Raw genomic sequence first — 17,222 nt, forward strand, 5'->3', positions numbered from 1 at the left:
TTTTGTTTTTTTGTAAAAGCCTATGATATGATGAAATGGATATTGAAAGAGGGGGCAAAAAAATGACTCATATACACATAACAGCTTGGGTTATCGGAATCATTCTTTTCTTTGTAACATATTCGATGCTTAAAAGCGAAAATCCGAAAGCAAAAATGTTACATATGATTACGCGTTTATTTTATATTTTGATTTTCCTTACAGGCGGTATGCTGATTACAGATTTTGGTTTTTACGCAGTGAAAATGATTGTCGGAATCATCGTTATTGCCTCGATGGAAATGGTGTTGGTCCGTACGAAAAAAGGAAAAGGCACGAGTGCAATGTGGATATTGTTCATCGTTGCGTTTATATTCGTCCTTTATTTAGGGTTCTCCCTACCACAAGGCTTTGACTTCTTTTAATGCATAATGAAAACGGGTAAATGAGGAAAACTCATTTACCCGTTTTTTTATACTCGAAACTGGTGTTAAGTGTAGTAATATTTTTTATTGTGAATTCACTTTTTCTATGATAATCCTTTTTCCTGTGTTCAGGGTGAATTCAAAGCGATCGTGATCCTTTTTACCATAGGAAAAATGGTGCTGAACGAGACAAATTTGGGCCTCATTATCAAAGGTGAAGAAGTTTACCCCAGACTGGTTAGAGATTGCCCTTAAAAAAGTGAGCTGATTATAGCTATATATACAATCATAAATAGAAAAATCAAGTGAATTTAAGGTCGTTACAAATTGAAAAAAAGAGTCGTCATTTAATTCTTCCAATAATCTTTCAAAAGAGTAAAGCAGTTTTTTGCGAATCCGGATTGGTTCATTTTCTTTTAAGAAGGTTATTTCTCGATGAAGCAGGATTTTCCCCTCTTCTTCTACCACTCCTTGCTGCCAACGCCCCCCTCTGTACACTTCGATGATACTGTCAATGTGGTCTTCAATGGAACAAGCCTCATCGGTTTCATCATCAAAAAAAATCCATTGTTGATTGATATTTTCCACTGTTCCTTCGGTAAAAGCTCTCGTTTGTCTGTTCATTAACTTAGCTCGTTGTTGCTGACTCATACATATACCTCCAATAGTGGAATCCTCACCTACTTTTTAGTCAAAATCCAATGAAAATATAACTGTATATTTTAAAATATTATGGACAAATAACCAACTTTCCGTCTTCGCATAGGCTATGTTTAAACAGTGGATGCTTTGCTCAACAATTCATTATCTACATGAACGTTGAGGGTAGGGGAGTCCCACGGAATCATGCTAATAAATACTTAAGATTTCTTTGCAATTGGTGTTCAAATTCAGAAATATAGGGACGGTAAATCTCTTTTTACAGAAGCAATATTTTTTATATAGACCGGATAGAAAGGATGAAGTGTGATGTGTGGGATTACAGGCTGGGTGCATTTTCAAAAAGATTTACGGACAGAAACAAAAACACTTGAAAACATGACAAAAACGTTGGCAAAGCGGGGCCCAGATGAGGAAAATGTTTGGAGCGAAGCCCATGTTGCCTTTGGTCATAAACGGTTGACGGTTGTCGATGCGGAAGGCGGAAAACAGCCGATGACGAAAGAACACGAAAACGGCATATATACGCTTTGTTATAACGGAGAGCTATATAACACCGAAGATATTCGAAAACAGCTATTATTAAAAGGATATTCCTTTAAAGGTCATTCTGATACAGAAGTTTTACTAACTTCTTATATAGAATGGAAAGAAAATTGTGTCGATTTGTTTAATGGGATTTTTGCGTTTGCGATTTGGGATGAAAAAGAACAGAAATTATTCATTGGAAGAGATCGGATGGGCGTAAAGCCATTCTTTTATGCGGAAAGAGACGGTGGATTCATTTTTGGTTCGGAATTAAAAGCAATCCTTGCCCATCCTGACGTCAAAACGGAGATTGACCGAGAAGGCTTATCTGAAGTGTTTGGCGTTGGTCCTTCCCGAAAGCCAGGATCAGGTGTGTTTCATAATATCCAGGAGTTAAGACCTGCCCATGCGCTTACCTTATCTAGAAAAGGGCTCCGAATTTGGAGGTATTGGAATGTGCAAAGTGAAGAACACCGAGATACCATCGATGAGACGGCTGATAAGGTCCGCTTTCTTGTTGAGGATGCAGTGACGCGACAACTTGTATCTGATGTTCCACTATGTACCTTCTTGTCAGGAGGGCTGGACTCAAGCGCTATTACGGCTATTGCTGCAAATGCCTATCAAAATGAAGGTAAAGGTCCGCTTCATACGTATTCTATTGATTATGAAGATAATGAACGATATTTTAAGGCTAATGACTTCCAGCCTAACTCTGATGGGCACTGGATTAAAAAGATGTCGGATACCTTTAATACGGTGCACCATTCATCGATTATTACTCAAGAACAGCTAACAGATTATCTAACCGAAGCGGTTCATGTACGTGACCTCCCCGGCATGGCAGATGTCGATTCTTCTTTGCTTTGGTTTTGTAAGGAAATTAAGCAGGATTTTGTCGTGGGCTTATCTGGGGAGTGCGCGGACGAAATTTTCGGTGGCTATCCATGGTTTCATCGTGAAGATGATTTGAATCGTGCTGGGTTTCCATGGATGAGATCGACCGGGGAGCGGGTATCTTTATTGAAAGCGGGATGGCGTGAGAAATTAAAGTTGGAAGAATATGCGCAAGAAGCCTATTTAGCAACTGTTGCTGAAACACCTAGATTGGAAGGAGAAAGTGGTGAAGCGGCAAAGCGCAGGGAGCTTTTCTATGTGAATTTATTATGGTTTATGACGACACTTCTTGATCGGAAGGATCGAATGAGTATGGGAGCCAGCCTGGAGGTTCGCGTGCCGTTTGCCGATCATCGCCTTGTGGAATATGCATGGAACATTCCTTGGGAAATGAAAATGGCTGGAAATCGTGAAAAGGGGATACTGCGAAAAGCATTGGAAGGGTTGTTACCGGATGAGGTTTTGTACCGTAAAAAAAGTCCATATCCTAAAACCCATAACCCGATATATACGGACCGTGTTCAAGGGTGGCTGAAAGACTTACTAATGGACAAAGGTTCGGTCCTACATGAGTTTTTCGATAAACAGAAGCTATCCGATATTGTAGATTCTAAAGGTGCTGCCTTTAAGGTACCGTGGTTCGGGCAATTGATGTCTGGCCCTCAGTTACTGGCCCATTTGGCGCAAACTCATGTGTGGTTCAAGGAATATGATATTCAGATTATTGAATGAAAAAACGGGGCAGGATGATAATCTTTGCCCCGTTTCTCTTTCCTCAGTGATTAAATGCGAGAATTTTATATTGATAGCCATCCATTTTAAATTGACTATCCTTCGTTGTTTCTTTTGTCCTTAAATCTGTAAGTGAACGGCCTTCCAAATCAAAAGGAAGCGTAAATGTTTGCTGGACATCCGTAGGATTAATTAGTATCACGACAGAACGAGCATCGTTGTACTTTTGATAGGCAACTATATTTTCGTTTCTGGTTGTATCAAGGAATTTAAACTTTCCATCATTTGCAAGTAATCGTTCCTCTTTTCGTAACAGAATTAAAGCTTTAATTTCATTAAAAAGCTCCCTATTCTGTTTTTCTTCTTCCCAAACCATACATTTGCGACAACCTGGATCTTGGCCTCCGGTTAAGCCAATTTCATCTCCATAATATATACAGGGACTGCCATTGAAAGTCAGTAAGATAGTGTGGATGAGCTTGGCTCGAGCTACATCTTCCCCACAATCCGTGAAAATCCTAGGTGTATCATGACTACCGAGAAGATTGAACATCACGTCAAAAACATTAGTGGGATAACTTTGATAGACAGTTGTCATTTCCTCGATAAACTGGCGCGCATGAATGGTTTGCGAAGCGACCAGGCGGAAAACATGGTTAGTAAATGGGTAATTCATGACGGCATCAAACTGATCACCGCGTAGCCACGGCATGGAGTCGTGCCAAATTTCACCGAGAATATAAAGATCAGGCTTGATATCTTTCACCGTTCTTCGGAATTCACGCCAGAATGGTTGATCAACTTCATTGGCTACATCGAGTCTCCAGCCGTCTATATCGAATTCCTCAATCCAATAAGTTGAGACTTCGAGCAGATATTTTTTTACGTCAGGATTGGCTGTATTCAATTTTGGCATCGATTCAAAAAAACCGAATGTTTCATAATTAGGTCTTTCCCCTCCCTTTAGAGGAAAACTGTGAGGATGAAACCAATCCTTATATTCCGAGTTCTCACCTTTTTCAAGGAGATCCTGAAAAGGTGGAAAGTAGTATCCACTATGGTTAAAAACGGCATCCAGCATGACACGGATATTCCGTTTATGGCATTCCTCGACTAGTGTTTTCAAAGTCTCCTTTGTTCCGAATTGCGGATCAATTTCCCGATAATCAATCGTATCGTATTTATGGTTAGAGTATGCTAGGAAGATAGGCGTAAAATAGATTCCATTAATGCCAAGCTCCTCTAAATAATCAAGGTGTTCAATGATTCCTTCGAAGTCTCCACCAAAAAAATTATCTACGGTCGGGTCTTCACTGCCCCAAGGTTTTGCACCTTCAGGATCGTTGTTAGGGTTTCCGTTCGCAAAGCGTTCGGGGAATATTTGATACCAAACAGTATCTTTGACCCATTCTGGTGCCCCAAATACTTCATTTTGATGAAGATAGGGGATAGCGAAATAGCTCCCGGGGTCATTTGGAGGTTCATTAAAGAATCCCTTTTCCGTGTAAACGACTTCTTCATCTCCGGAGAGAACTTTAAATCCATACCGAATCCTTCGATAAGGAGGCTTCACATAAATATGCCAATAATCATAATGGCTATCGCTGCCGGAAAGACTCATTGGTTTTTCTTCATGCTGCCATTGTCCTTTATCCGAAATATATGGGTCTCCAAAAATAAGTCCGGCGTATGAGATATCCTGTTTTTTTGTACGAAGTCGGATATGAAGAGTTTCAGCGTTGGTGGTATAAGCGTAATTGTCATTAGCTCTATGATGGATGGATGAACGTTCCATAGAAAACCACTCCAATTCTTAAAAGAGTATTTGAGGAAATTAATTTTGGGAACAGGGAATTTTAGGCTGTTATGAGGTTTTCTATATGTAGTCAAAATTAGCCACGTATTTTAAGCAGTATTAACTGCTATTTTTCCAATATGGTTATATACCCAATTAATAGAAAAAAGCACCTATTAATTAAAAAATAACAAAAAGTACTCATCACTACAAGAAAATAAATAGATATAGGAAAATGTTGTAAAAGTCGAAGCCTTTCATATAATGATAACAGTAGGATTTGGTGCCGCTTTCATTTTTAAAAAACTTTATTCGATTGGATGGGCTGGCAAACTGCGGTGTAAACAATCTGGTGCTTTTGGACATGATAGAATAAACATTTTAAAAAGGAGAATGAAAGTGAAGAAGTTGATTTTTCATTTATTCATGTCCATGTTCTTGATTGTTATTGGAAGTGCTTGTGAATCCAGTTCAGAATTGGAAAGTAAAATAGTAAAAGAAAATAAAAAAATCGAAAAAGAAGACACGAATGAAGCGAAACCTGAAAAATTGATCGTTTGGGAGGAAAAAGGTAAAGCAAATGGTCTAAAGCCGGCGATTGAAGCATTTGAAAAGAAATACGGTATCAAGGTTGAGTATAAAGAACTAGAAATGGCTAATGAGATGTATGACCAACTTCGTCGCAATGGGCCAATCGGGAAAGCTCCAGATGTAGTGACTTTTTCGCATGAAAAGGTCGGGCAGATTGTGAAAGAAGGTCTGATTCAGGAAGTGAAGGTGAATAAAGATGTACTAAACACCTTTATTGAATCCTCAATCCGAGCAGAAATGTATCAAGGAAAGGTTTTTGGACTTCCAAAGTCCGCTGTAACCTCTGTTTTAATTTACAACAAAAAATTAATGGCTAACGTTCCTGAAACGATGGATGATTTATATAAAAAGGCAAAGGAATTGAGAAAAGGAAAAGTATATGGTTTCTATGCTGAATGGAATGACTTTTATGATGCGTATGGAATAATGGCCGGGATGGGCGGTTATGTATTTAAAGAAAAAGATGGGAATCTAGATCCTACGAAAATTGGATTAAATAATAAAAGTGCTGTAAAGGGTGCTAGGTATATTCAAAAATGGTATAAAGCAGATATGATCCCAAAAGGGGATGTAGCAGCGATAGAGAAGTTGTTTATAGAAGGGGAATTGGCTTCTTTCATAAGTATAGGTAGTACCCTTCCTGATAGGAAGGATACAGGGGTGGCGCCATTGCCTGTATTGCCAAATGGCCAGCCGTTGAAAACGTTCATGGATATCAAAGGCTGGCATGTAACAGCCTTCACAAAATATCCTTACTGGTCTACAAAGTTAGTAGAATTTTTGACAAAAGATAAATATGCAATGCTCCGCTATGAAAAAACAGGCGAAATACCTCCTGTAAAATCAATCATGCACAATGAAGCAATCAATGAAAATGAAAGAGCACAAGCCTTAAGCATACAATTACAATATGCCGAACCTGTGCCGAATATACCGGAAATGAATGAAGTATGGGGGCCGATGAATTCTGCCTTGAAAGAGATAGCTTCTGTAAAGTCAAAGCCGAAAAAGGCCTTAGATGGAGCAGTAAAGACGATAAAAAAACAATATTAATTGCGAATTTACTTTTTCCAATTCGACAACGTTCATTTGCATCTCCATTTTGTCCCTTTAGTGTAAAGATTTAAATAATTTGGATTTGACGTTAAGGGGGCAAAAGGCTAATCTTAAAGGCGTAAAGAGATAGCTAGGAGGAGAGCGGATATGAGAAAAAGAGTGTTATCACTCGCTTTAATTCCGTTGCTTCTTTTTTACGCCATTCCAGTAGGAGCAGCTGAAAAAGAACAACGAACATGGAAGGACGAAATAGTATATTCATTAATGATCGACCGATTTTTCGATAGTAATACAAAAAATAATGGGGATGCGGATGTAAATAATCCTTCTGCTTTTAATGGTGGAGATTTTGAAGGTGTTACGAAGAAACTAAATTATTTAAAGGATATGGGATATACCGCTATCATCCTATCGCCGATTTTTGCTAATGAAGAAAATGGCTATCATGGGGATTGGGTGAACGATTTTTATAAAACAGATGAACACTACGGTACGATTAAAGAATTTAAAAAACTTGTGAATGAGGCTCATAACCGTGATATCAAAGTAATTATTGACTTTCAGGCCAATAATGTGGGACCTAATCATTCTTGGTTAAATGATCCTGATAAACAAGACTGGTTCCATGAAGAAAAAGAGATTTCTAATGATAGTAATCAGGAAGATTTGGAAACAGCCTGGATTGATGGCCTTCCGGATTTGAATCAGGATAACAAGGAAACGCGAGATTATTTGCTTGATGCTGCCAAATGGTGGATTAAGGAAACTGATATTGATGGGTACCGTCTGAACAAAGTCCAGTACGTAGCAAAAGGTTTCTGGAAGGATTTTGTCGAAACAGTCAAGTCTGAAAAATCAAATTTCTATACAATTGGCGATGTTCAAGGTGATGCCGAATTGATATCAAGCTATAAGAAAACGGGTATCGATGCTTTTATGGCTTATCCACAAAATGCTGAGTTAAAGAAGACATTTGCTGCGCCCGATAAAGATTTAAACCCGTTGTTCGATGCATTTGTGAGAAGTGAAGATGTAAGTGAGAGCAAAGGTTCGCAAGCCTTGTTTATGGATACTCAGAACATGCCTCGTTTTACGAAGGATGCAGCCGACCATAATGAAAACCCCGGAACACGGTGGAAAATGGCGTTATCATATCTTTATACGATGCCAGGAGTACCAATCGTATTTTATGGATCGGAAATTGCCTTAAACGGCGATAAGGCCCCTGACAATCATAAATTGATGAATTTCAAGACGGAACAGGAATTAGTGGATTATATAACGAAGCTTTCTGAACTTAGAGGCATGTATCCTGCTTTGACAAAAGGGGATATGGAGCTTTTATATGAAAAGGGTGGAACATCGGTATTCAAGCGGGTCTATGGTGATGAAACAATAGTTGTCGCCATGAATAATACGACTGAAACTCAATCGATAATCCTCACTGATAAGGAACTTGAAAAGAATAAAGAGTTGAGAGGTATGCTGAATGGGGATCTGGTCCGTAGTAAGGACAACAGCTACTCAATCGTAATCGACAGGGAGACGACAGAAGTCTACACACTATCACCTAAGTCGATTATAAATATTCCTTACCTGTTTGTTATAGGATTGGTTCTTGTTATTTTTGGTATATTTATTGCTTTGGTTATTAAACGTTCAAAACGAAACCAGCCAAAATAATCATATACCTCTCGATTTTTGGTAGCTGCAAAACATTGTCCCCTTGGCTTTGTGGAAAACAGAATCGGGAGGTTACAACATGAATAAGACCTGGTGGAAAGAAGCGGTTTGTTATCAAGTCTATCCCCGTAGCTTTATGGATAGTAATGGTGATGGAGTGGGAGATTTAAGGGGCTTAATTTCAAAGCTAGATTATCTGCAGGAACTGGGAATCGATGTTATTTGGATTTGTCCATTTTATAAGTCACCCAATGCAGATAACGGCTATGATATTAGTGATTATCAGGCAGTTTCTGAAGAGTTTGGTTCGAATGAAGACATTGAACTTCTGTTGAAAGAGGTCCACCAACGTGGCATGAAAGTGATACTTGATCTTGTTTTGAACCATACAAGTGACGAACACCCATGGTTCGTGGAGTCACGTTCCTCGAGAAATAATCCGAAACGAGATTGGTATGTTTGGAGGGATGGCCAAGACGGTCGGGAACCGAATAATTGGGAAAGTATTTTTTCCGGAAGTGCTTGGAAATTCGATGAATTAACCAATCAATTCTATTTACACCTATTTGCTGAAAAGCAGCCAGACTTAAACTGGAAAAACACAGATGTACGACAGGCTCTGTATAAAATGGTTAATTGGTGGCTTGATAAAGGTATTGATGGCTTTCGAATTGATGCAATCACACATATTCATAAACGCGATGGCCTACCGGATATGCCTAATCCGTATTGGCATCAGTATGTACCTGCCTTTGAAATGCATACCAATCAGGAAGGGATTCTGGATTATCTGCAGGAATTAAAAGATGAGACCTTTTCTAAGTATGATATCATGACGGTCGGTGAGGCCAATGGTGTCAGGATTGAGCAGGCGGAAGAGTGGGTCGGAGAAGTGAATGGAAAGTTCAATATGATTTTTCAATTCGAACACCTTGGACTTTGGAATCGTGGACAGAATCAGAATGTTGACGTTAATGGTTTAAAACGTACCATGACCAAATGGCAAAAAGGGCTGCAAAACAAAGGATGGAATGCTTTGTTTTTTGAAAATCACGACCAACCAAGAAGTGTATCGACATGGGGAAATGATCATCAATATTGGTTGGAGAGTGCGAAAATGCTTGGAGCCCTATACTTCTTCATGCAAGGGACTCCGTTTATTTATCAAGGTCAGGAAATAGGTATGACGAATGTCCAATTTGATTCGATTGATGATTATGATGATGTCGGAATGAAAAATTTTTACCGGATTGAGACCTCCAAAGGTCGTTCACATGATGAAATCATGCACATCATATGGCATAGCGGCCGTGATAATTCTAGAACACCGATGCAATGGAACGATAAGAAAAATGGTGGGTTTACGGATGGCACACCGTGGATGAAGGTCAACTCCAATTATCGGGCCATTAACGTAGAACAGCAGAAGAATAATGCATCTTCAATTTATCATTTTTACAAAAAGATGATTGAACTTCGAAAAAAACATCCGGTTTTTGTTTACGGAGAATATGAATTATTATGGGAAGACCATCCTGAACTTTATATTTATACAAGAAATATGAATGGTGATTCAGCCAAGATTGTATGCAACTTTAGCACAAATCATCACCAAATTGATCTATCTTACTGGGGGAAAATGGAACTTTTGTTAGCGAATTATGAAGATTGTCCGGAAGAATCAATGGTTAATTTACGACCATATGAAACTAGAATTTATCGTTATTAGCCTTTAATACCTTTCTGGAGTTTAATGGAAATAAGCTATAAACCCAGTATTGTTAGTCGTCTGACTTCTATCTTCTCCAAAAGACACTTGCTATTTTTTAGAAGCTGATCTTAAATCAGCTTCTTTTTAATTATTAATAAGACGAATAAACAAAAAAGTATGTATTTTCTGAAAGATATTGAAAACAGTTAAAAAAGTATGGATATAACTATCGAATTGAGTGTATTATAGATACATGCAAATGTATAATTATAAAAATATTAGAAAAGTGTTTATTGGTTTTCACCTTTTTTTGAATGAAGTCAATAAAGGCTAAAGAGGGGAGAGGGGAAACGCATGGCCGTCACGATAAAAGATGTGGCACAACTGGCGAATGTTGCTCCTTCAACAGTTTCTCGAGTGATTGCAAATAATCCTCGGATAAGTGAAAAAACAAAGGTACGAGTTCGTAAGGCAATGGAAAAGTTAGGATATCATCCAAACTTCATTGCACGTAGTCTTGCTAATCAATCAACAAGGATTATTGGATTGGTGTTACCAAGTTCGTCAAACGTTTTTTATCAAAATCCATTTTTCCCGGCTATCCTTCAGGGTCTTAGTGAAGGGGCTCAGGAAGAGCATTACTCTCTGTTACTAAGCACAGGGAAAACAGAGGAGGAAGTCTACGAAGGGGTCGTGAATATGGTTCAAGGGGGAATGGTGGACGGAATTATCCTTATGTATTCAAGGATGAATGATCACATTCTAACCTATTTACAAGCAAGAGCTTTTCCGTTTGTTATCATTGGGAAACCCTATGATTTTATTGAGGAGATAACGTATGTTGATAACGATAATGTCTTGGCAGCCGAACAGGCAACAGACTATCTCATTCAATTAGGCCATGAAAGGATTGGATTCATTGGGGGAGATGTAACCTTTGTGATGACTCTCAATCGTTTATTAGGATATGAACGTGCATTGAAAAGGGCTGGTATCGTTCCAAGAAGGGAATATACTATACATGAGGACTTTTTACATGAAGGTGGACTAGCAGCGGCAAAAAGATTACTATCGATTGACGAGCCGCCAACAGCTCTGGTCGTCAGTGATGATTTAATGGCACTAGGAGTCGTCCATTCTCTTCGACAGATGGGAGTTCGGACTCCTGAGGAAATGTCAATTGTCAGCTTTAATAATGTTCTTTTCTCTGAGCTATCACTACCTGCCTTAACTTCAGTAGATATTAACATTTTCGATTTAGGATATCAGGCCGCTAAAAGCATCATTCAAAAATTACAGAATGGTGATACTCCGGCAGGGTCCATAATTCCCCATCATTTTGTGGAAAGACATTCTTGCAGACCAATAAAGCAAGAAGCAATGGCTATGACTTATTAAACGAAAAGAGCATTGTGTAAAAGCGATGCTCTTTTATTAAAATTGTACGCTGAAGCTTTTGAATGTATGTACACCAGTTCCATGTTTGGCTAGTTTATTCTCTCTAAGATATTGAACAGCTTCCAGGACTTCATTAAGAATCTTTGGTTCGAGACCGAGTTGGTTATGTCCTCCATAGATTTTGGTAACTCCTTTGATCTTGGCGATTTTTTCCAATGAATTAACAAGGTCTATGGGGTCTGTTGAGGGATAAAAGGCGTAAATTGGAGTCTCAGAATAAAGTAAATCACCGGTAAATAAATATCCTGTTTTATAATCTAAAATTGAGATGTGTCCCGGGGAATGCCCCGGTGTGTGAAAAATACCTAAGATTCGGTTTCCTATATCGATAGTATCCCCATCTGAAAGGAGCTTATCAGGATTCCCTTGGTATGGCTTGTATGTAAAAGGATCAAATAATTCTGGGGTGGGTATGGTGATATCGCGAGACATATCTTTTCTTATTTGTTTCAATGACAATCCTTTTATACCGTTAATCAGCCAGTCGGCATCATCATTATGAACATAAATAATATCAAAATCACCGTGACTCCCAATATGATCTGCATGCACATGTGTCGTCAGGACGATAATAGGAAGATCTGTTAACTGGTCCGTTATCCGTTTAATCGTATCTATGCCTAACCCTGTATCAATTAAGGCAGCCTGGTTCTCTCCCAACAGTAAAAAGGAATGTACCTTCTCCCAATGGCCATATTCACTGATCGCAAACGTTTTCGAGTCTAATTCTTGAACGGTAAACCATGGATCCACAATGTTCGTCAAGAAAATCACTCCTCACTTAGACCTAGATTTCTATATGTTCAGTCAGAATCCTTCTTAAATAATGAAAAAAACAGTGGATTTCTTTTGCAAAAACCACTGCTTTTGAAGTTTATTTCATTATCCATTTACAACGGAACCACCGTTTACATGGATAACTTGTCCGCTGACATAGGATGAATCATCGCTTGCCAGATATACGTAGGCAGGTGCTAATTCTTCTGGCTGGCCTGCGCGGCCCATAGGGGTATTTTGACCGAATTTGGCAACATCTTCTTCTCCAAAAGAGGCAGGAATTAGTGGTGTCCAGATTGGACCTGGAGCAACACCATTAACTCTGATTCCATCTTTTGAAATAGAATTCGAAAGTGCTCTTGTGAATGCTAAAATCGCGCCTTTAGTTGATGAGTAATCGATTAATTTTGGATTACCTTGGTAGGCTGTAATAGAGGTTGTATTAATGATGCTGCTTCCTTTTTTGAGATGTTTCAATGCAGCCTTTGTCAAATGAAACATCGAGAAGATATTAGTACTGAACGTTTTTTCTAATTGTTCAGCTGAAATATCAAGGATGCTTGTCTGCACGTGTTGTTCTCCTGCGTTGTTGACTAGAATATCCAAACCGCCGAACTCATGGACAGTTTTATTGACGACGTCCTGACAAAAGGCTTCATCGCCAATATCTCCGGAAATGAGTAAACATTTCTGTCCCTCTTTTTCGACCAATTCTTTTGTCGTTTTAGCATCTTGATGTTCATCTAAGTATGCAATTGCAACATTAGCCCCTTCTTTTGCAAAATAGATAGCGACGGATTTACCTATTCCGCTATCTCCGCCAGTTATGATTGCGGTTTTCCCTTTTAATTTGTCGCTTCCTTTATATTCTGATTTAACCGACGCGGGGTTCGGATTCATTTTTGTTTCCACGCCAGGCTGATGCTGTTGATGCTGCGGTGGAAATCCTTGTTTATTTTGGTTTTGACTAGTCATTAAAACCCCTCCTGTTTAATTATTTACACTATTTTTATTCCTTGCTTGAAATACGAAAACATGGTAAAAATAACCAATGGAATAAATCTTGCGTAAATCCTTCATTTCTTTAACTTAAAACGATAAATTAAATCATTTATTATATAAGACCTGTAAAAAGCCTAGAAGAAATGCAAAATGTCTAAGTAAAAAGTATATGGGATTCTTCGGATATATGGGAACATGAATAGCATTTCCATATTCCCTGAAGGAGATGCATTCGGAAAAGGACTGAAGAGAGTCCTAAAAAAACATAAAAAAGACCCACCCATAGTGGGTGTGGTATTATCCCCTACAGGTAGACAAGAAAAAAGAGAGCTTGATAAAATGTTCTTAACAGTCTATCTGGGAGGGGATTTTTCTATGGCAAAAAAAAGGGATAAACCTTTCAAACCTATACAGAAGAATTAACAATGTATCTTTAGGAATGTAGGTATTTTGTATTTATTAAAAAAGGGAATATATGTAGCAAAAATAATTATTATTGTTTAGTATTTGATGGAGGTAACAGAATGACAAATGAAAAAATTGTAATAGGTGTTGGAACAAAGTACCCACTTAATGGAATGTTGACCATTCCTGATGAAACTAATGGATTGCTTCCTGCGGTTGTTTTGGTTCACGGCTCTGGTCCAAGTAATATGGATGAAAAAATCGGAAATAATTATCCTTTTAAAGACCTAGCTGAAGCCTTGGCGGAAAGAGGAATTGCAGTGCTACGATATGACAAGAGAACATTCGTATACGGCAAAGAAATGAGAAACGATACTGGATTATCAGTTAAAGAAGAAACAATTGAAGATGCTATCCTAGCAGCTAACTTTTTACGAAAGGATTCACATATTGATGGAAACAAAATATTTATTATAGGTCATAGTATGGGAGGTATGTTGGCTCCAAGAATTGATGCAGAAGGTGGAAACTTCGCTGGAATCATAATTATGGCTGGGTCGCCCCGCAAATTAGAAGAAATTATAATGAACCAAAATAACGATGTTTTAAATTCATTGAATATGTTTTTGAAAATGATTGCTAGAAAACAAATAGCAGCATTATCATCCAAATTCAACAACATCTATAATCTAAGTGACGAAGAAGCAAAATCAACCAAAGTTTTGGGGAAATATGTTAGGGCTTACTACTTAAAAGAAATGGGTGAACATCCATCTACCAATTATCTCAAAGCATTGGATAAACCAGTATTAATTTTGCAAGGAGATAAAGATTTCCAAGTATCAGTAGAAAAAGATTTTGATGGTTACAAAAAATTATTGGGTGATACACGAAATGTAACATTTAAACTTTATCCAAACTTAAATCATTTGTTTATGCCCTCTGTTTATGGAGAAATACTAAAAGCAAAAAAAGAGTATAAGGTTGCACAACGAATAGATAAGCAAGTTATTAAAGATGTTTCCGAATGGATTCTTTCAGTTTAGGAAATATCAAGTGAAGTTTTAAAATACCAAAGTAAATAAGCTGGAGGCGATTAATGTGTTGGTAGTTACCACAGAAAAAATTGAAGGTTACAAAATTGTTGAAGTAAAAGGACCTGTATTTGGTCTAATTGTAAGAAGCAGAGGCATCGGCGGTGATATTATGGCAGGGTTAAAATCCCTAGTAGGCGGAGAAATTAAACAATATACAGCTATGCTTGAAGATTCGAGAAAAGAAGCTTTGGACCGTATGATTAAAAATGCTAATCAAATGGGTGCAAATGCAATTGTAATGATGAGATTTGATTCTGGAGAAATTGGCAAAAATATGAGTGAAATTGTGGCATATGGAACTGCTGTTGTTGTGGAGACAATATAAATGAAATTCGTCATAGGCCTTTATGTCTTAGAAGTAATAATAATTATCATATGCATATTGCTTGGATATTTTATCTATGACAAACGGTTTAATCGTAATCACGGTGCAAAAGTCCCTGATGGTTTTCAATTGACAGAAGAAATAAATATCGACCCTGTAACTGGCGAAAAAACAAGAGTGTATTATAATCCTGATTCAGGTGAACGCTTTTATAAAAAAGATAAATAATTGCAAATGCAAGGAAATTTAAATATCGAAAAAACCACGTTTTTTGTAAAAATCGAGTTTGCCTACAGTTTTTTTGGCTTGTACAATTTAAACGTTGATTGGAACGTAGGGCACTCGCTTTCCGCGGGCGGTCCGGGAGCCTCCTCGGCTTGCGCCTGCGGGGTCTCCCCTAGACGCGCTTTTCCCGCAGGAGTCTCGCACCTTCCGCTCCAATCAACTTTGTTATAAAATTTAGATAGAACTTCTTTTGCCTACAGTCTTTTTTGTTTTAAAATGGAAGTATTAAAACTTGAGGTGATGAGGATGCTTTCTAAACATGATTCTATTCAGCGAGATCAACTTGAAATGATTACTTTAGATCAACTGGTGCAAGCGAACCATTTGGTTCGAAAAATTGAGGCCGCCATTGACTTCTCTTTCATTTATGACTTGGTGAAGGATATGTATTCAGAGGTAGGACGCCCAAGTATTGATCCAGTTATTTTAGTTAAACTGACATTCATTCAATATACCTTCGGTATTCGCTCGATGCGAAAGACCATTGAAGAGATAGATACGAACATGGCCTATCGTTGGTTCTTAGGTTACGGCTTTCATGATAAAGTACCTCACTTCTCTACCTTTGGAAAAAACTACGAGCGTCGCTTTAAAGATACAGACCTGTTAGTGACACGTCACATTTGGCAAGAATACGTGGAAGAAGCAGATTATCTTCGCCATCACGAAGATTTTAAAGAAGATGGCCACCTGGACTTGGCGAGGGCCAGAAATGGCCTAAATAATGACCTTGGAGAGGTCAACTATTCTCTATGCTGCTTCAAATCCAACAAAAAATCAAAAAGGTTTCGGAATGAGACCATTCCGAAACCTTATTGTCTACACTCTGAACCACGTTTTTTGTAAAAATCGTGGTTTTTATTTTGCTAAAGGGAGAACCATGTGGTACACCTTTATTGCACCAAATCCATATGCTTATCCCTTGTTGAAAAAGTTGCGATTTTGCGTATCTTTTTACCAGTTTGTCCCCATAAAGAGAACCCGTTACATAGTGGGTGAGCCTCACATATTAGCGGTAATTTAAAAATTGTACATCAATGGATAGGTCAGCGCCTCGGATGGCAGAGATAATACCTTGCAGGTCATCCCTGTTTTTTCCGGTTACACGGATTTGGTCATCTTGAATTTGACTTTTCACTTTAAGACCGCTGTTTTTAATGATGGTATTGATTTTTTTCGCTTGTTCCTTATCGATGCCTTGAATGAGCTTAGCCCGTTGGCGAATAGTACCACCAGTAGCGCCCTCTAATTTTCCGTAGTCCAGGTTCTTAATAGGTACGTCTCGTTTAATGAGCTTACTAATGAGAACATCCTTTAATTGATCGAGTTTATACTCATCGTCAGATACTAAAACTAAGTCCTCTTTATCAATGGTGATGCTACTTATGCTTCCTTTAAAATCATAACGGGTCTGAATTTCTTTCATTGCCATAGTAACTGCGTTTGTTACTTCTGAAAAGTCTACTTTGGATACAATATCGAATGAATTTTCCTTTGCCATCACTTACCTCCAGCAGGGTTTATTTCCTTTATTATAGAGAAAGTAGGATAGGAAGACAACCATATAGGCTGTATATGTAAATCGGCAACTGCATATAAAAAAAGCGGGGGACAGCCCCCGCCTCACTTATGGTCCGTTTTCTTCGAATAAGAGTGCTTTCCTGCTTCGAGGTTTTCCTGATAAGCGATATTTTTTTCAGTATTTATAGCTTGGTTATCTTTTGGTCTTTTATTGTTATCAATTGTTTTTGACATAATAAAACTCCCTTTCATAATCATGATCAATATATATTGTTCACAATTATGAAAGGGAGTA

General features: G+C 38.1%; 16 protein-coding genes and 1 pseudogene. 11 read left to right on the forward strand and 6 right to left on the reverse strand.

Annotation, left to right across the window (positions count from 1 at the left end):
• Positions 1-62: 62 nt before the first annotated feature.
• Positions 63-404 (forward strand): YisL family protein, encoded by a 342-nt coding sequence (locus ACQKMR_RS02295; RefSeq protein ID WP_427695837.1) that lies wholly within the window; start codon positions 63-65, stop codon positions 402-404.
• Between the two features lie 84 nt (positions 405-488).
• On the opposite strand, the gene ACQKMR_RS02300 is transcribed toward ACQKMR_RS02295, so the two are convergent.
• Positions 489-1,055, reverse strand: coding sequence for a DUF2777 domain-containing protein (locus ACQKMR_RS02300; protein WP_427695838.1), 567 nt, complete (start codon positions 1,053-1,055; stop codon positions 489-491).
• Between the two features lie 318 nt (positions 1,056-1,373).
• On the opposite strand from ACQKMR_RS02300, the gene asnB reads away from it, so the two are divergent.
• Positions 1,374-3,221, forward strand: a complete 1,848-nt coding sequence (gene asnB / locus ACQKMR_RS02305) for an asparagine synthase (glutamine-hydrolyzing) (RefSeq protein ID WP_427695839.1) — start codon at positions 1,374-1,376, stop codon at positions 3,219-3,221.
• 43 nt (positions 3,222-3,264) lie between these two features.
• Here the strand turns inward: asnB and ACQKMR_RS02310 are convergent, their stop codons facing one another.
• Positions 3,265-5,016 (reverse strand): glycoside hydrolase family 13 protein, encoded by a 1,752-nt coding sequence (locus ACQKMR_RS02310; RefSeq protein WP_427695840.1) that lies wholly within the window; start codon positions 5,014-5,016, stop codon positions 3,265-3,267.
• A 399-nt stretch (positions 5,017-5,415) separates the two neighbouring features.
• Between ACQKMR_RS02310 and ACQKMR_RS02315 the strand changes: the two genes are divergently transcribed.
• The 4 genes from ACQKMR_RS02315 (at position 5,416) to ACQKMR_RS02330 (ending at position 11,455) form a co-directional block, all read left to right on the forward strand.
• Positions 5,416-6,660, forward strand: coding sequence for an extracellular solute-binding protein (locus tag ACQKMR_RS02315; RefSeq protein WP_427695841.1), 1,245 nt, complete (start codon positions 5,416-5,418; stop codon positions 6,658-6,660).
• A gap of 150 nt (positions 6,661-6,810) precedes the next feature.
• On the forward strand, positions 6,811-8,346 hold the full coding sequence (locus ACQKMR_RS02320; protein ID WP_427695842.1) for an alpha-amylase family glycosyl hydrolase: 1,536 nt from the start codon (positions 6,811-6,813) through the stop codon (positions 8,344-8,346).
• A 79-nt stretch (positions 8,347-8,425) separates the two neighbouring features.
• Complete coding sequence (locus tag ACQKMR_RS02325) at positions 8,426-10,075, forward strand: glycoside hydrolase family 13 protein (protein WP_427695843.1); 1,650 nt, start codon at positions 8,426-8,428, stop codon at positions 10,073-10,075.
• A gap of 336 nt (positions 10,076-10,411) precedes the next feature.
• The gene (locus ACQKMR_RS02330) at positions 10,412-11,455 is read left to right on the forward strand and encodes a LacI family DNA-binding transcriptional regulator (protein WP_427695844.1); all 1,044 of its coding nucleotides are present in this window, start codon (positions 10,412-10,414) and stop codon (positions 11,453-11,455) included.
• Positions 11,456-11,491: 36 nt separating this feature from the next.
• Here ACQKMR_RS02330 and ACQKMR_RS02335 read toward each other — a convergent pair whose 3' ends face one another.
• Entirely contained in the window at positions 11,492-12,280 is a 789-nt protein-coding gene (locus ACQKMR_RS02335) for an MBL fold metallo-hydrolase (protein ID WP_427695845.1), read from the reverse strand.
• Positions 12,281-12,397: 117 nt separating this feature from the next.
• Complete coding sequence (locus tag ACQKMR_RS02340; protein ID WP_427695846.1) at positions 12,398-13,267, reverse strand: SDR family oxidoreductase; 870 nt, start codon at positions 13,265-13,267, stop codon at positions 12,398-12,400.
• A 222-nt stretch (positions 13,268-13,489) separates the two neighbouring features.
• Here ACQKMR_RS02340 and ACQKMR_RS02345 point away from each other — a divergent pair, with 222 nt between their 5' ends.
• From ACQKMR_RS02345 to ACQKMR_RS02365, 5 genes and pseudogenes are all read left to right on the forward strand, one after another.
• Positions 13,490-13,717 (forward strand): hypothetical protein, encoded by a 228-nt coding sequence (locus ACQKMR_RS02345; protein ID WP_427695847.1) that lies wholly within the window; start codon positions 13,490-13,492, stop codon positions 13,715-13,717.
• A 101-nt stretch (positions 13,718-13,818) separates the two neighbouring features.
• Positions 13,819-14,745 carry an alpha/beta hydrolase family protein gene (locus ACQKMR_RS02350; protein ID WP_427695848.1) on the forward strand — a complete coding sequence of 309 codons (927 nt, stop codon included), beginning with the start codon at positions 13,819-13,821 and terminating at the stop codon, positions 14,743-14,745.
• Between the two features lie 55 nt (positions 14,746-14,800).
• Positions 14,801-15,121 (forward strand): YbjQ family protein, encoded by a 321-nt coding sequence (locus tag ACQKMR_RS02355; RefSeq protein ID WP_427695849.1) that lies wholly within the window; start codon positions 14,801-14,803, stop codon positions 15,119-15,121.
• Positions 15,122-15,349, forward strand: coding sequence for a hypothetical protein (locus tag ACQKMR_RS02360; protein WP_427695850.1), 228 nt, complete (start codon positions 15,122-15,124; stop codon positions 15,347-15,349).
• Positions 15,350-15,652: 303 nt separating this feature from the next.
• Positions 15,653-16,012, forward strand: a pseudogene (locus tag ACQKMR_RS02365) (transposase); the annotation flags it as partial.
• 403 nt (positions 16,013-16,415) lie between these two features.
• On the opposite strand, the gene ACQKMR_RS02370 reads toward ACQKMR_RS02365, so the two are convergent.
• Positions 16,416-16,907 carry a YajQ family cyclic di-GMP-binding protein gene (locus ACQKMR_RS02370; protein ID WP_427695851.1) on the reverse strand — a complete coding sequence of 164 codons (492 nt, stop codon included), beginning with the start codon at positions 16,905-16,907 and terminating at the stop codon, positions 16,416-16,418.
• Between the two features lie 122 nt (positions 16,908-17,029).
• On the reverse strand, positions 17,030-17,161 hold the full coding sequence (locus ACQKMR_RS02375) for a DUF3941 domain-containing protein (RefSeq protein WP_427695852.1): 132 nt from the start codon (positions 17,159-17,161) through the stop codon (positions 17,030-17,032).
• Positions 17,162-17,222: the final 61 nt, after the last annotated feature.

The sequence above is a fragment of the Peribacillus sp. NPDC096540 genome (assembly GCF_050278525.1).
GTDB lineage: Bacteria > Bacillota > Bacilli > Bacillales > DSM-1321 > Peribacillus.

Bases quoted from the DNA above. Each gene is read 5' to 3' on its own strand.
- ACQKMR_RS02295 (WP_427695837.1), top strand. From the start codon at position 63: ATGACTCATATACACATAACAGCTTGGGTTATCGGAATCATTCTTTTC.
- ACQKMR_RS02300 (WP_427695838.1), bottom strand. From the start codon at position 1,055: ATGAGTCAGCAACAACGAGCTAAGTTAATGAACAGACAAACGAGAGCT.
- asnB (WP_427695839.1), top strand. From the start codon at position 1,374: ATGTGTGGGATTACAGGCTGGGTGCATTTTCAAAAAGATTTACGGACA.
- ACQKMR_RS02310 (WP_427695840.1), bottom strand. From the start codon at position 5,016: ATGGAACGTTCATCCATCCATCATAGAGCTAATGACAATTACGCTTAT.
- ACQKMR_RS02320 (WP_427695842.1), top strand. From the start codon at position 6,811: ATGAGAAAAAGAGTGTTATCACTCGCTTTAATTCCGTTGCTTCTTTTT.
- ACQKMR_RS02325 (WP_427695843.1), top strand. From the start codon at position 8,426: ATGAATAAGACCTGGTGGAAAGAAGCGGTTTGTTATCAAGTCTATCCC.
- ACQKMR_RS02330 (WP_427695844.1), top strand. From the start codon at position 10,412: ATGGCCGTCACGATAAAAGATGTGGCACAACTGGCGAATGTTGCTCCT.
- ACQKMR_RS02340 (WP_427695846.1), bottom strand. From the start codon at position 13,267: ATGACTAGTCAAAACCAAAATAAACAAGGATTTCCACCGCAGCATCAA.
- ACQKMR_RS02345 (WP_427695847.1), top strand. From the start codon at position 13,490: ATGAATAGCATTTCCATATTCCCTGAAGGAGATGCATTCGGAAAAGGA.
- ACQKMR_RS02350 (WP_427695848.1), top strand. From the start codon at position 13,819: ATGACAAATGAAAAAATTGTAATAGGTGTTGGAACAAAGTACCCACTT.
- ACQKMR_RS02360 (WP_427695850.1), top strand. From the start codon at position 15,122: ATGAAATTCGTCATAGGCCTTTATGTCTTAGAAGTAATAATAATTATC.
- ACQKMR_RS02370 (WP_427695851.1), bottom strand. From the start codon at position 16,907: ATGGCAAAGGAAAATTCATTCGATATTGTATCCAAAGTAGACTTTTCA.
- ACQKMR_RS02375 (WP_427695852.1), bottom strand. From the start codon at position 17,161: ATGTCAAAAACAATTGATAACAATAAAAGACCAAAAGATAACCAAGCT.